At 36.6% G+C, this 15,002-nt stretch carries 10 protein-coding genes; 9 read left to right on the forward strand and 1 reads right to left on the reverse strand.

Translation table 11 applies throughout. The features are described from left to right. Positions 1-84: 84 nt before the first annotated feature. The 9 genes from ACXAGJ_RS06090 (at position 85) to ACXAGJ_RS06130 (ending at position 14,135) form a co-directional block, all read left to right on the forward strand. Positions 85-1,962 carry an OstA-like protein gene (locus ACXAGJ_RS06090; protein WP_474838076.1) on the forward strand — a complete coding sequence of 626 codons (1,878 nt, stop codon included), beginning with the start codon at positions 85-87 and terminating at the stop codon, positions 1,960-1,962. A gap of 17 nt (positions 1,963-1,979) precedes the next feature. Next, a complete protein-coding gene (locus tag ACXAGJ_RS06095) occupies positions 1,980-3,182 on the forward strand; it encodes an aspartate aminotransferase family protein (RefSeq protein ID WP_474838078.1) in 1,203 nt (400 codons plus the stop codon). A 316-nt stretch (positions 3,183-3,498) separates the two neighbouring features. Then, positions 3,499-4,890, forward strand: coding sequence for a tetratricopeptide repeat protein (locus ACXAGJ_RS06100; RefSeq protein ID WP_473281260.1), 1,392 nt, complete (start codon positions 3,499-3,501; stop codon positions 4,888-4,890). 81 nt (positions 4,891-4,971) lie between these two features. After that, entirely contained in the window at positions 4,972-5,937 is a 966-nt protein-coding gene (locus ACXAGJ_RS06105; RefSeq protein ID WP_474838080.1) for a DUF368 domain-containing protein, read from the forward strand. A 3-nt stretch (positions 5,938-5,940) separates the two neighbouring features. Further along, positions 5,941-6,966, forward strand: a complete 1,026-nt coding sequence (locus ACXAGJ_RS06110) for a DUF368 domain-containing protein (RefSeq protein WP_474838082.1) — start codon at positions 5,941-5,943, stop codon at positions 6,964-6,966. After that, the gene (locus ACXAGJ_RS06115) at positions 6,963-7,694 is read left to right on the forward strand and encodes a shikimate dehydrogenase family protein (RefSeq protein ID WP_474838084.1); all 732 of its coding nucleotides are present in this window, start codon (positions 6,963-6,965) and stop codon (positions 7,692-7,694) included. The genes ACXAGJ_RS06110 and ACXAGJ_RS06115 overlap by 4 nt, the downstream gene beginning before the upstream one ends. A 135-nt stretch (positions 7,695-7,829) precedes the next feature. Further along, positions 7,830-9,863 carry a DUF349 domain-containing protein gene (locus ACXAGJ_RS06120; protein ID WP_474838086.1) on the forward strand — a complete coding sequence of 678 codons (2,034 nt, stop codon included), beginning with the start codon at positions 7,830-7,832 and terminating at the stop codon, positions 9,861-9,863. Between the two features lies 1 nt (position 9,864). After that, positions 9,865-10,491: a methyltransferase domain-containing protein gene (locus ACXAGJ_RS06125; RefSeq protein WP_474838088.1), complete on the forward strand. Its 627-nt coding sequence runs from the start codon at positions 9,865-9,867 to the stop codon at positions 10,489-10,491. Between the two features lie 206 nt (positions 10,492-10,697). Beyond that, on the forward strand, positions 10,698-14,135 hold the full coding sequence (locus ACXAGJ_RS06130; RefSeq protein ID WP_474838090.1) for a starch-binding protein: 3,438 nt from the start codon (positions 10,698-10,700) through the stop codon (positions 14,133-14,135). 88 nt (positions 14,136-14,223) lie between these two features. Here the strand turns inward: ACXAGJ_RS06130 and mazG are convergent, their stop codons facing one another. Then, positions 14,224-14,997: a nucleoside triphosphate pyrophosphohydrolase gene (gene mazG / locus ACXAGJ_RS06135; RefSeq protein ID WP_474838092.1), complete on the reverse strand. Its 774-nt coding sequence runs from the start codon at positions 14,995-14,997 to the stop codon at positions 14,224-14,226. Between the last annotated feature and the right edge of the window lie 5 nt (positions 14,998-15,002).

The raw sequence follows: 15,002 nt of genomic DNA on the forward strand, positions 1-15,002 counted from the left end.
AACACCAAAAACAAGAATAAGTATTTACTATTTGAACAATCATTAGATACAATTTTCGTTATTTTGCATACAAATTTGAAATACTTGAAAAATACATTTCTCTATATTGTTTTTTATCTTCTACTGAGTGCTTTATCCTTTGCTCAGGAAGGAAAACCGATCAAAGTACAGTCTGATCGTACCATAAAGGATCAAAACAGATTTCCTGGGGCCACTATCCTGGCCAAAGTAGATGAACAGGTATATATGCAACATGAAGGTATTGAAATCTGGTGTGATCAAGCCATTCATTATAGTGAGGATAGATTCGTGAAAGCCTTGGGAAATGTAAAAATGATCCAAGGGGATACGATTACCATGACTAGCACATACGCAGAATACAATGGGGATACCCAATTCGCATATGCCAGCGAAAATGTTTTTATGGAGACTCCTTCGAATACTTTAAGAACAGACACCTTATTTTTTGATCGATTACGACAACAGGCCTATTACCGTAGCGGGGGCACTGTAAGGGATTCTTCGAACACATTAACTAGTCGTATTGGACGCTATTTTATGGATAGAAAACAATACTCGTTTAATACCGATGTAAAAATTGTAAACCCTGAAAACACTGTAGATTCAGATCGATTGGATTATTATACAGAAAACGGGCATGCCTATTTGTATGGTCCCTCCACAGTAAAGGGAAAAGAAAGTACACTCTATTGTGAGCGTGGATTCTATGACACCAAAGTAAAAACAGGATATGCTATCAAAAATGCGCGTATTGATTATGACAATCGAACAGTTTTTGGAGATAGTATCTTTTATAATAGTGCTATTCAATTTGCTTCGGCTACCAACAACATAAAAGTGCTCGATACTGCTAACAATTCAGTAATCACAGGGCATTATGCTGAAGTTTTCAAAGACAAAGATTCCGTATTTATCACAAAAAGAGCACTTGCCGCTACTTTACAAGAAAACGATTCGATTTATATCCATAGTGACACCTTGATGGTTACCGGAAAACCGGAACATCGAATCATGAATGGGTTTTATGATGTAAGGATTTACAAAAGTAATATGAGCGGTAAAAGTGATTCTATTAATGTAGATCAAACTACTGGGTATACCAAAATGATCGGAAGGCCTATCATTTGGTCCCAAAGAAATCAAATGACTGGAGATACCATAAAAATTATCTCTAACAAAGAGACCGAAAAACTAGATTCATTGCTGGTCTATCAAAACGCATTCTTGGTTCAAGAAGATACTTTAAAAGCTGGATTTAATCAGGTAAAAGGACAAACGCTTTATGGTCTGTTTAAGGATAATGAAATCTATCAGGTTGATATTGATAAAAACACCGAAACTATCTTTTATCAAAGAGAAAGTGAAGGAGAGCTTAAGCTTATTGGTATCAATAAAGTATTATCCAGTTCTATTAAATTGTTATTAGAGCAAAGAGAAATCGTGGATGTTTACTATTATCAAAACGTTGATGGCACCTTGTACCGAGAAATTGATTTGCCAGAGAATGCCAGAGAGTTATCTGGATTCCATTGGCGAGGTGATGAAAGAATTAATAGCAAGGCTGACTTATTTAGAGGTGAAAAGCCTCCTAAATTAACTAAAATAACAGGAATCCCTTTACCAAAAGATGAAGCAGATTTCTTTGATGAGGAAACAGTAAAACGTTTGGAAGAAAGTAAATCAGAAGGCTCTCGCTTGCTGGAGCAAGAGTTAAAAGATGCTGAATTGAAAAAAACCAACGAAGAGTTGGATTCCATTTCTTCTCCTGTTCAGCAAAAAATACAGGAGGAAATTGATACTCAAAAAAAAGACACTAAGAAAAAGAGTTCTTTTATCGATATGGATCTACAACGCACGGCCAGGCAAAGAGACAGTATTACGGTTACTACCCTAAAGCATGTCAAGCAAAAGGATAGCTTGCAAAGGTTATCCAACTATTAATGTAAGACCATCGTATCTTGAAAGAGGACTTTTTCAAATATCAGGCACAAACCACACCTCACCCATTGGCCATGGAAATATCACATGCCGAAGGTTCTTATATCTATAATCGTGCTGGTAAAAGATATTTAGATTTTGTAGCTGGAGTATCTGCATGTAGCTTGGGACACAGGCATCCTAAAGTTGTAGAAGCCATAAAGGAGCAACTTGATAAATATCTTCATGTAATGGTGTACGGTGAGTATATCCAGGAACCAGCGGTAGCATTGACTAAATTACTCGCACATCACCTACCTACTCCTCTGTCAAAAACGTATTTAACCAACTCAGGTACCGAAGCCATTGAAGGTTCTCTAAAATTAGCACGAAGGGTTACCGGACGAAGTGAAATCATTGCAGCAAAGCATGCCTATCATGGAAACACCATGGGATCCATGAGTGTAATGGGTTATGAAGAACGCAAACAAGCATTTAGACCCTTGATACCCGATATCAAATTCATAACGTTTAATAACGAACAAGAACTCGAGCAGATTACTACAAGTACGGCTGGAGTAATTTTGGAAACAATACAGGGTGGTGCTGGTTTTATTACTCCAAGTAATGACTATCTCAAAAAAGTCAGTAAACGATGTCATGAAGTTGGAGCGCTTCTGATACTGGATGAAATACAACCAGGGTTCGGGAGAACTGGTAAGCTATTTGGCTTTCAAAATTATGGACTTACTCCCGATATTGTGGTTATGGGTAAAGGTATGGGAGGAGGACTACCTATTGGAGCTTTTACGGCTTCTGAAGACCATATGAATACTTTACAAGATCAACCAAAACTAGGTCATATTACCACTTTTGGAGGCAATCCGGTTATTGCTTCAGCCGCATTGGCAACATTACAAGAAATTACCGAGAGTGACTTAATGGCAGAAACGCTGGAAAAAGAACAACTATTCAGATCTTTGCTGATACACCCTTTGATTGAAGAAGTTAGAGGAATCGGACTCATGTTAGCTTTTATGACTCCTTCTTCAGAAATTACGAACGAGGTAGTACTACGATGTCAGGATAAAGGACTTATCCTATTCTGGTTATTATTCGAGCCAAGAGCAGTACGCATTACCCCTCCTCTTACTATTTCTACAGCAGAAATAAAAGAAGGTTGTGCCATCATCATCTCTGTATTAGATGAGCTCTTAAAAGAAAGAAAACTAATTAAAAATTAGCATTTTGTCCTCAAAAATGTTATCTTAAAGCTACTATTCCGACTAAACACACAATCCTTACTCTTTTCTAAAAACTCATAGTGACTGACAAAATATGGTCATTTTACAAATGGTACATATTTTGTTAATTAGTTTGTTAAAAACAATTGATTGCTCAAGTTCAAACATGCAATTTCATTTGTAATTTTAATACTGAGGAAATCAATAGTGCGAAAATAAATGAAGTATGGGATGTATTAATTATTCGTTTTTGTTGGGGAAAACAAAATCAGTTTGACTTTACTGTCCATTTATTGAGCATCTTTAATCAACGTGTATGAAATTTAACCACGAAGAAGAAAATAATTTCTCAATTACTCGATATGAGTCTATGCTGAGATCTAATGATGTGAAGTTTTTTGATTCTGATGAATTTGAGTCCATTATCCATCATTATCTTGAAAACGGTAAAATTGCCAAAGCCAAAAAAGCGATCTCTTTAGGACTTTCTCAACACCCATCTTCCGTAAACTTGAAATTACTACAGGTAGAAGTATTGGTTTTTGAAGATCGATTGGAAAAAGCGGATAATTTGCTAGCGCAATTGCACGCCATAGAGCCAGAGAATGAAGAAATCTATATTCAAAAAGCCAATATTTTATCCAAGCAAAACGAACATAAAAAAGCCATAGAATTATTAAACATGGCACTTCAATATACGAATGACCCTGCAGATGTGTATTCATTGATAGGAATGGAATACTTGTTTATGGACGATTTTGAAAATGCCAAAACAAATTTCATGAGATGTCTCGAAGCAGACGATCAAGATTACTCTGCTTTGTATAATGTGATTTATTGTTTTGATTTTCTGGAACAACATGAAGAGGCCATTGATTATCTCAATATGTTCCTGGACAAAAATCCTTATTGCGAAGTAGCATGGCATCAGGTAGGAAAACAATACTTCGATTTAAAAGATTATGAAAAAGCATTAGCAGCTTTTGACTTTGCTATCATTAGCGATGAATATTTTATTGGAGCTTACCTGGAAAAAGGAAAAGTGTTAGAAAAGCTAAACCGCAATAACGAAGCTATAGAAAATTATAGAATCACGCTAGAATTAGATGACCCTACTTCTTTTGCCTTATTGCGTATCGGTAAATGTTTTGAAAAGTTAGGTAATGATGATTTAGCACTTCAGCATTATACCAAAACGGTGCACGAAGATCCTTTATTAGATAAAGGGTGGATTGCAATCACCGATTTCTATATGAGAAAACGCAATTACCAAAAGGCATTATACTATATCAATAAAGCCATCAATATAGACTCAGAAAACGTGTTGTATTGGAAACGATATGCAAAAATCAATAATAAGCTTGCGTTTTTTGAAGAAGCAGAAAGAGGATATCGTAAAGCCATCGAATTAGGTAATTATGAACTAGAAACCTGGAACAACAGATCTGATATTTTACGATTTTTGGGAGAGCCCAAAGCAGCTATTCAAAACCTGCATCAAGCGGTAGAATTCTATCCCGAAAATGCTGAAATTCACTATCGATTAGCCGGGCTGTATTATGAAAACGCCGATTTTGAAAAAGGAGAATTCCATTTGAGAAAAGGACTCGCTACGGATCATGAATATCTAATCGTATTAGAGGAATTATTCGAAAAAGTATACAACCTTACCCTGGTAAAAAATATCGTCTCAGAATACACCAAGTAAAAGAAATAAACACCTTTTTTTCTTCTCGTATTCCATCATAAAAATGCATACATTTGTTTGACTATAACCAAAACAAAAAGAATGCATAGAAATCTTAAGGACTACCTAGTGATTTCGGTTAAAGGGCTAGCTATGGGCGCAGCAGATGTTGTCCCTGGTGTTTCTGGAGGAACCATCGCCTTTATATCTGGTATTTATGAAGAATTAATTGAAACCATCAACTCACTTGATCTTGGTTTCTTCAAAACCTGGAAAAAAGAAGGTTTTCTGGTATCGTGGAAAAAATACAACCTTTCCTTTTTAGTAGCTTTGTTTTTGGGCATTGCTATTAGTATTCTTTCTTTAGCCAAACTCATCAAATGGTTATTGCATAACGAACCCTTATTACTTTGGGCATTTTTCTTTGGTTTGGTAATTGCCAGTATATTCTACATAGGAAAACAAATCACCAAATGGACCCCAAAAGTATGGATAGGAGTCATTATTGCTGCGGTAGTTTCTTATTTTATTACCATAGCAGAACCCTTTGCTTCTCCTGATAGCAATTGGTACCTGATTTTTTGCGGATTCATTGCAATTATTGCCATGATATTGCCGGGTGTCTCTGGTGCTTTTATCCTATTAATCTTAGGAGCCTATCAAACATTTATCGATATTTTAAATCAATTTAGAGACGGTCTTGTAAACTTTGATTGGGAGCTCCTTTACCAAGCGATTCTAAAAATTTTATTGATTGCCCTTGGCGCTATTGCTGGATTGAAATTGTTTTCGAAAGTCCTGAACTGGATGTTCAAAAATCATAAAAACACCACCTTAGCCATTCTTACGGGATTCATGATTGGATCACTTAATAAATTATGGCCCTGGAAGGAAGTACTCTCCTGGCGTACAAACTCTGAAGGAATACAAGTTCCTTTTATAGAAAAAAGTACTCTTCCTAGTCACTTTGATGGAGATCCAAAAATACTCTGGGTAATACTATTTGTAATTATTGGTTTTTTATTAATTTTTACTCTTGAGCGTCTAGCCACAAAAAAGGCCAATTGATATATGCAACAAAGTACCAGAACGATTACAGATAGGATATTTCTTATTATAAAAGGCTTAGCGATGGGAGCGGCTAATAAGGTGCCTGGAGTTTCTGGTGGCGTAGTAGCATTTGTAGCTGGTTTTTATGAAGAATTCATCTATTCGCTGCAAAAAATAAACTTTAAGGCATTTAAACTTTTTACCAACTTTCGGTTCAAAAGCTTTTGGAGATATATTAACGGGCGATTTCTGGGATTATTAATTCTGGGGATGTTGATTAGTTATTTTAGTGTATCCAAAATTCTGGATTACTTAATCATTCATTACGAACTTTATGTATGGGCTTGTTTTTTTGGAATGATCATAGGCTCCATCTACTATATTGTAAAAGATTTTGATGATTGGAGTAAGCGAAACATCCTTTTAATTACCTTGGGAACCATTGTTGGAGTGACTATTAGTCTTTTGGATCCTGCCAAAGAAAACGACAACCTTATTTTTGTTTTTATCTGTGGGATTGTAGGTGTATCCGGAATGACATTACCCGGTTTATCGGGTTCTTTTATTTTAATCCTTTTAGGGAATTATGTATTACTTCTGGTAGACTCTGTTAATGCCTTATACGACACTATAGCTGATCTTGTTCGCTGGGATCTTTCCTTTATAGAAAACGCAAAAAGAATGAGACTATTAAAAGTTTTGGTAGTATTTAGCCTTGGTTCTCTGATGGGGTTAGTGACCTGGTCGCATTTCCTTGGATACGTATTGAAACGTTATAAGACTGCTACTTTTGCAGTGATTATTGGATTTATCACGGGTTCCCTCGGTGTAGTTTGGCCATGGAAAAATAAAATTTACAAAGCAGATACTTTAGGTAATACGTTATTGGATGCCCAGGGAAATCCTATTTTGGACAACTATAACCGCTTTTTCCCAGATGTAACTTCTTTACAAACATATATCGCATTAGTCTATATTTTGGTAGGTATAGGAATTGTACTTTGGCTAGAATGGTATGGTAAAAAAACGATCAAAACTTCAAAATGACAAAAATATACGGACTTTTAGGTAGGGATATCGGGTATTCATTCTCAAGAGGTTTTTTTTCTGAAAAATTCGAAAAAGAACAACTAGATTGCTCTTACCAAAACTTTGATCTCAAACAAATTGAAGATTTCAAAGATATTCTTACTACATCCCATATTTCGGGCTTAAATGTAACCATACCGTATAAAGAAGATGTGATATCTTATCTGGATGAACTTGATCCTGTGGCAAAAGACATTGGAGCAGTAAATGTGATTAGATTCGACAACGATAAACTGATAGGATATAACAGCGATTATTATGGATTTACCGAATCCTTAAAACCTCTCCTACATAGCAATATCAAAAAAGCGTTAATTCTGGGAACTGGTGGAGCTTCAAAAGCCATAGCGTATTCCTTGAATCAGTTGGATATTTCTTACACATTTGTCTCAAGAAATCCCGATTTTAACGAAATGAGTTATAATGAACTCGACGAAGACATTATCCGGGAGTTTAAACTCATCGTTAATTGCACCCCTTTGGGCACACATCCTAATGTTGACAATTACCCAAACATTCCTTACGAATATATAACAAAGGATCATGTTTTGTTCGATCTTATTTACAATCCCAGCGAAACGGTATTCCTAAAAAAAGGAAAAGAAAAAGGTGCACAAACCGCGAATGGGCTGCAAATGTTAATATTTCAGGCACAAAAAGCTTGGGAGATTTGGAACAGCCTGTAAAACCTGATTTTGTCTTAAAATTCTTACTTAATATACATTTGGTTATTCCTAAAACACCCTCAATCCCTTTGAGGTTACCTAATATGTTAGTATCTTAGTGATGTTTAAGCTCAGACAAACAAAAACGTTCGCACAATGTCAACACAGGATAACCTGCCTAAAGCAGATGGAGATAAAGAAAATAAGATAGATATTCTTGAAACAAAGATTGAAGATCCAGTACATCAAGATCAAGAAGATCAGGTGACAACATCAGAAACCGAAGTCCCTGAAAATACTGAATCTGAAATAGCTGATCCTACCTCGAATACAGAAAACGAAAGTACCGAAGAAACATCTGATCAAGAAACAACATCTGCGACCAATGTTGAGCAGGAAGATCATGTCCAAAACCAAATGGACGAAGCTGTAGCAGAACACAGCGAAGACGAAAGCACTCTTGAAAGTCATGATATCGAAAAGAAAGATTACCATGCAATGAGCAAAGAAGAGCTCATTAAAGAGTTACGTTTTTTGGTGAAAAATGAAAAAGTGCAGGCTATCAAAGAACATGTTGAAGAAATCAGAAATGAGTTTAGCGCAAAATTTAACGAAGAAGTAGAACAAAAAAAGGAAGAATTCCTTGCCGATGGAGGTGATATTATAGACTTCTACTACTCTACTCCAGAAAAAAAAGAATTCAACTCTGTTTATTTTGACTACAAAGAAAAACGCAATGCGTATTACCAAAACTTAAAAAGAGATCTTCAGGAAAATCTTAACCGAAGATTAGATCTAATCGAAGAGCTCAAAGGACTTCTGAATGTAGATGAAAATATAAATACAACCTACAATCATTTCAAAAGTATTCAGGAAAGATGGCGTAATGCAGGACCCATACCCCGAGATAAATACAATACGGTATGGAATACCTATCATCATCATACCGAAAACTTTTATGATTTTCTGCATTTGAATCGAGAATTCAGAGATCTTGATTTTAAACATAACCTAGAACAAAAACTAAAAATCATTGAAAGAGCTACAGAATTGGCTCAGGAAACTGATGTGAATAGAGCTTTTAGAGAGTTACAGCTACTTCACAAAATGTGGAAAGAAGATCTTGGTCCAGTAGGTAAAGAATACAGAGAACCGATCTGGGAGAAGTTTAGTGGCCTTACCAAGCAAATTCATGAAAATCGTCAGCAATACTTTAAGGAGCTAGATAAGGTATACGAAGTGAACCTTGAAAAGAAACAAGAAATTATCCAAAAAATCATTGCGGTAGGTTCTGATCATCCAAAGAATCATAGTGGATGGCAACAAAAAATAAAAGAGATTGAAGCTTTAAGGGAAGAATTTTTTAAGGCAGGAAAAGTTCCATCTTCGGTTAACGAACAAACCTGGAGCGAATTCAAAACTGCGGTAAGAGAGTTTAACCGAAACAAAAATGCCTTTTATAAGAGCCTGAAAAAAGAGCAGTTCGAAAATCTAAACAAAAAGATGGAACTGATCAAAATTGCTGAAGATAATAAGGATAATGAAGATTTGAGTACTACAACTCCGTTGATGAAAAAAATTCAAGCGGATTGGAAAAAAATCGGTCACGTGCCACGAAAAGATAGCGATCGTATATGGAAACGATTTAAAGATGCTTGTAATGCCTATTTTGATCGTTTGCATGCCGAGCGAAATGAAGCCAACAAGGAAGAACTGGTAGCTCTCGAAAAGAAACAAGCGCATATTGAGGCCATCTCTTCGCTTAAGCTCGTTGGAGATCCTGAAGCAGACTTACAAACCATAAAAGACAATATTGCACAGTGGAAAACACTAGGTAGAGTGCCTTACAAACACAAGAACATAGAATCCGAATACAACAAAATATTAGACGGGCTTTTTGCACAGCTGAACCTAACTCGTACCGAAACTGAGCTTATCAAATACGAAAACAAACTTAATTCATTATCTAATCAAAGTGATGATAGAGCGCTACGTAATGAGCAGAACTTTATCCGTAAGAAAATTGATGATGTAAATGGTGAGATACGACAGTTGGAGAATAATCTTCAATTCTTTAAAAATGCAAAAGACGACAATCCTCTGGTTCAGGAAGTACAGAAAAACATTGCAAAGCATCGTGAAAATTTAGAAGTGTGGAAAGCTAAATTGAAAAAGATCAAACAATTGTAGCATGCACTGTCCGCTTTGTCAATCACAAAGTCAACTTTTTTCTGAAACACACCAAAGAATATACTATCGCTGTACTGTGTGCGATGGTATTTTTTTAGATCCTTCTTTCCTGTTATCCGAAGAAAAAGAAAAAGAGCGTTATCAATTGCACCAAAACGATGTCAATGACAAAGGGTATCAGAACTTTGTATCTCCGCTCGTCGATGCTGTTTTGAATACTTTTGAAGCAGATGATTTAGGACTAGATTTTGGCTCTGGAACAAATTCAGTAATTACATCACTTCTAAGAAAGAAAGGATATAACATCGAGACTTATGATCCTTTTTTTGATCCGAACACGGATGCTTTAGAACACACCTATGATTATATCGTTTCCTGTGAGGTTATAGAGCACTTTTATCAACCATCAAAGGAATTTGCACGGTTATATTCCCTATTAAAGCCAGGAGGAATTTTATTTTGCAAAACCAATCTCTATTCCTCCTCTATAAATTTCGAATCCTGGTGGTATAAAAATGACGCTACACATGTGTTTTTTTATTCTGACAAAACAGCACAATGGATCAACAAACACTTTGATTATCAAGAACTAAAGGTTCTCAAAGCATATTTTCATCTAAAAAAATAACACTTCTTTTAATTTTTTATACATGTAAAAAAACATGAAGTTTCTGTGATTTATCAACACGAAAACGTTTTCGCATACACGGCCACTCTAACAGCCCTAAGATTTTACCTAAATTGCTAAATCAATATTTATTGACAAGATTAATTATATAATTCACAATTATATGGTTAATTTTTTTACACACAATCAACACAAGGACAACACTAATGAAAAAGTTATTACTCAAAGCGACAGCTATACTTAGCTGTTGCACGGTTTATTTTGTTCCACTTATTACACAAGGACAAACAGATTTCAGAGAAGAAACCATTTACTTTTTGATGACCACCCGTTTTTTTGACGGTGATCAAAGTAACAATGCTCCTACCGAATGGTCTTCGTACAATCCCGACCCTACAATTAATCCTTCAATCACAGATCCCAACGATGTAACTTGGCGAGGAGATTTCAAAGGGTTGATTCAAAAACTGGATTACATCAAAGATCTTGGTTTTACCGCTATTTGGATTACTCCTATCGTTCATAACCGTAGTCCTCTGGATTATCATGGCTATCACGCCTGGGATTTTACCAAAGTAGATCCCAGATTGGAATCTCCTGGTGCCACATTTCAGGATTTAATCAATGAGATCCATGCCAGAGACATGAAAATCGTACTGGATGTTGTTACCAACCATGCAGGAAGGTTTGGAATCAAAGATGTGGCGGAAATTAAATACAATACAGATCCCGATGCAAGCTGGTATGCTCCAGACAATCCCAATTGGGAATATGATGGGTTAACTCCTAATCCCGAAGATGGATTGATATGGAGTAGAGCTAATCTGGCCAAGATGCCACCACCGTACAACCAAAATTTGGCAGCATTTAATTTCCCTAGTAAAGAAAACTATGTAGACACTTCTGATCCCGATTGGTACCACCACTCTGGAAATGGTTTTGCCCAAGGGTTTGATGATATAGAAAATCTATACAATAGAGCATTGGCAGGTGATACTCCAGACTTAAACACAGGTAGTCAAGAGGTTCGAGACTATCTGGTGAATGCCTACGCAACTTTTATTAATATGGGAGTAGACGCGTTTCGATGGGATACTATAAAGCATATGAGTAGAGAGGATGTTATCTATTTCTACGATGCTTTTAAAGCAATCAACCCAGATCTCTTCATTTTTGGAGAAGTCGCGCAAAAAAGGCATGAGTTACACCCTGTAGAGGAGATCAATCCGCACTATTATACCTGGAGAGGAGCCGTAAACAATTCTGCACCTCTTGATATGGCCGTTCTTGATTTTTATGGAGAAGCTACTTTTCATGGTACTTTTGAAGAAGGTCAATCTTTCCCTACGGTAAAAGCAGCAGCTAGATATGACCATCTATACAGCGACCCTTCTACCTTAGTTACCTGGCTAGACAATCATGATTTTGGACCTAATAATGATTGGAATAGACGGTATGGGGGTAGTGATGAAAACCTAGCAGCCTGTATGAATTTCATGTTTACCTGGAGAGGTATTCCGTCGGTATATTATGGTACCGAAATGCGTTTTAAAGCTGGGGAATTTGCAGATATTCATGATGCTTCAGGAATACAACGATCTATTAATGAAACTGGTAGAGCCTACTATGGAGATGTTATTGATCAAGCCTCTAGTCATACCATATATCAACATATCAAAAAGCTAAATGCCATACGTAAAGCTGTTCCTGCGTTGCAAAAAGGAGCATGGAGCTGGAAAGATGCCCCGGGAAATGCTGTAGCTTACAGAAGAGTATATCAAAATAGTGAAGTCGCTGTCGGACTTGCCAAAGACGGAGGTGCTTCTTTTTCAATTTCAGGAATGACAAACGGAATCTATAGAGATGCCGTTACAGGTCGGGAAATTGCAGCTTCTAACGGAACACTAAACTTTTCAGTTACTTCAGGCTCTGCTGGGATATATGTGCTTAATGGTCCGGGATTAATAGGAAGTTGTGGCGGTGGTTTTTTTGAGAATTGCGTTAATGGCCCCTCGAATCCAATAGCAGTAGTGAATCCAAACACAAGTCGTTCTGAGGATCCAATAGAGATCTCTATGGAAGGGCTTGGTGGAGCCGGAGGGCCTTATAATATCTTTTACACTACCGATGGGAGCAATCCGAATGCGTCTAGCATACGATATACAGGACGCTTTACCATAACCGAGTCTACAACCATTAAGGCAGTCGTATTTGACACCAACGGTACTGCATCCGATATTATTACCAAAAACTATACGATTGGCCCTATAGAAGGTCTTCATATTTATTTTAAAAAACCTGCTAGTTGGTCGCAAGTAAATGTGCATTATTGGAACGAATCTCCAGATGTACTCCCTCCTAGTAACTGGCCAGGACCTATAATGACACAAGTAGGCAATTCGGAATGGTATGAATACATTTTTGAAGGTGTCAATAGTACTAATTTGTTGTTTAGTGATAACGCCAGTAATAAAACCCCAGATCTTTCTAGAGATAGAGACGGTTGGTATGATAACGGAACATGGTACGATACCCAACCAGGCGGGAATACAAATACCCCTCCTACTTTGATCATGTCTCCAGAAGGAGGATCTTTTGTTGAAGGCGAAAATGTGACTATAACGCTTACTGCAAGCGATAATAACCCTAGTGGAGTTACTATTTACTACACCACTAACGGTGACGAACCGTCAACTTCTTCCAATGTATACTCGTCTGCTATTACTCTGAATCAAAATACGACCTTAAAAGCAATTGCATACGATAACGAAGGTCTATCGTCTTCTGTAGTTGAAAATACTTTTACCTTTCAGCCAAGTTCAGGCGGTATGACGATCTACTATAAAGGCAATCTTAATACTCCCGAAATATACTTTTGGAATACCAGTCCGGCGGATCTTTCTACAAGTTGGCCGGGAGAATCGATGCAAGATATTGGGAACGGTTGGTTTAGTTATACCTTAGCCAATGTAAATTGTACCAATTTGATTTTTAGCGATAATGGAAGTAATCAAACTACTGATCAAAATCGATGCGGAAACGGTTGGTATTTTAATGGTGTATGGTATGACTCTAATCCCGAAGAGGGAGATAGTGATCTGACTGTATACTTTAAATCGGATACTTTTAGTAACCCATCTATTTATTATTGGAATACTACACCAACTGCACTCACCACTTCCTGGCCGGGAGAGGCGATGATAGAAGATACTGAAGGATGGTACAGATACACATTTGCGAATACCAACTGTGCAAATATCATATTCAGCAATAGTGGTTCTTCGCAAACAGGAGATCTTAATCGTTGTACAGATGGATGGTATTATAATAGTGTTTGGCATGATACAAAACCTAGTACTAGCAAAACAGATGAAACTAGTTTTTTAACCACCTCCTTCAATATCAGTCCTAATCCCGTTGCTGCTAATTCAACACTATCATGGTACACCAAAACCGAAAAAAGTGTGATCACTATAGAGCTTATTAATTTGTATGGTGCTTCAGAAGTAATTTTCGATGCGGTAGTAAAACAAGGTAAACATAGTATTGATCTAGGAAGTAATCAAATACGTTCTTCTGGAATTTATCTTTGCAAAATTACCATCGATGGTCATACACAGATCAAAAAGATTTTTAAACCGTAATCCTTAACATGCCCCCTTTATATATGAAGTTCCCCATCGTTACTATATGATATCGATGGGGAACTATTTTTTTGTAGTCTATATACATTTATAATTTCTTGGCTTCCTCCCAATACACGTCCATTTCTGATAATGTCATATCCTTAAGGCTTTTATTGAGTTCTTTAGCCTTTTGCTCAAGATATTGGAATCGTTTTATGAATTTTTTGTTTGTGCGTTCTAGTGCATCCTCAGGATTAACATTCAAAAACCTGGCGTAATTGACCATAGAAAACATTACGTCTCCAAATTCTGATTCCATTTTTTCGGCATCTCCAACTTTTATTTCATGCTGCAGTTCTTCTAACTCTTCTTTCAACTTATCAAACACCTGATGTGGTTCTTCCCAATCAAATCCTACCCCCGCAACTTTATCTTGAATTCTACTTGCCTTTACTACAGCTGGTAATGATTTAGGCACCCCTTCTAGCACGCTCTTTTTGCCTTCTTTAAGCTTTAAATTTTCCCAATTTCGTTTCACATCTTCTTCATCATTCACTTCCACATCACCATAAATATGTGGATGCCTGTTGATCAATTTTTCACAGATTTCATTGGCCACATCGGCAATATCAAAATCTTGTGTTTCGCTTCCTATTTTTGCATAAAAAACAATATGGAGTAATAGATCTCCAAGCTCTTTTTTTACTTCTTCAAGATCATTATCTAGTATTGCATCCCCTAGCTCATACGTTTCTTCTATCGTAAGATGCCGTAATGACTGTAGTGTTTGTTTTTTATCCCAGGGGCATTGCTCCCTAAGCTCATCCATTATGGTTAATAACCTATCAAATGCCTGTAATTGGTCCTTTCTAGAGTTCATAAGAG

Source organism: Aquimarina sp. AWH4_224 (assembly GCF_056160245.1).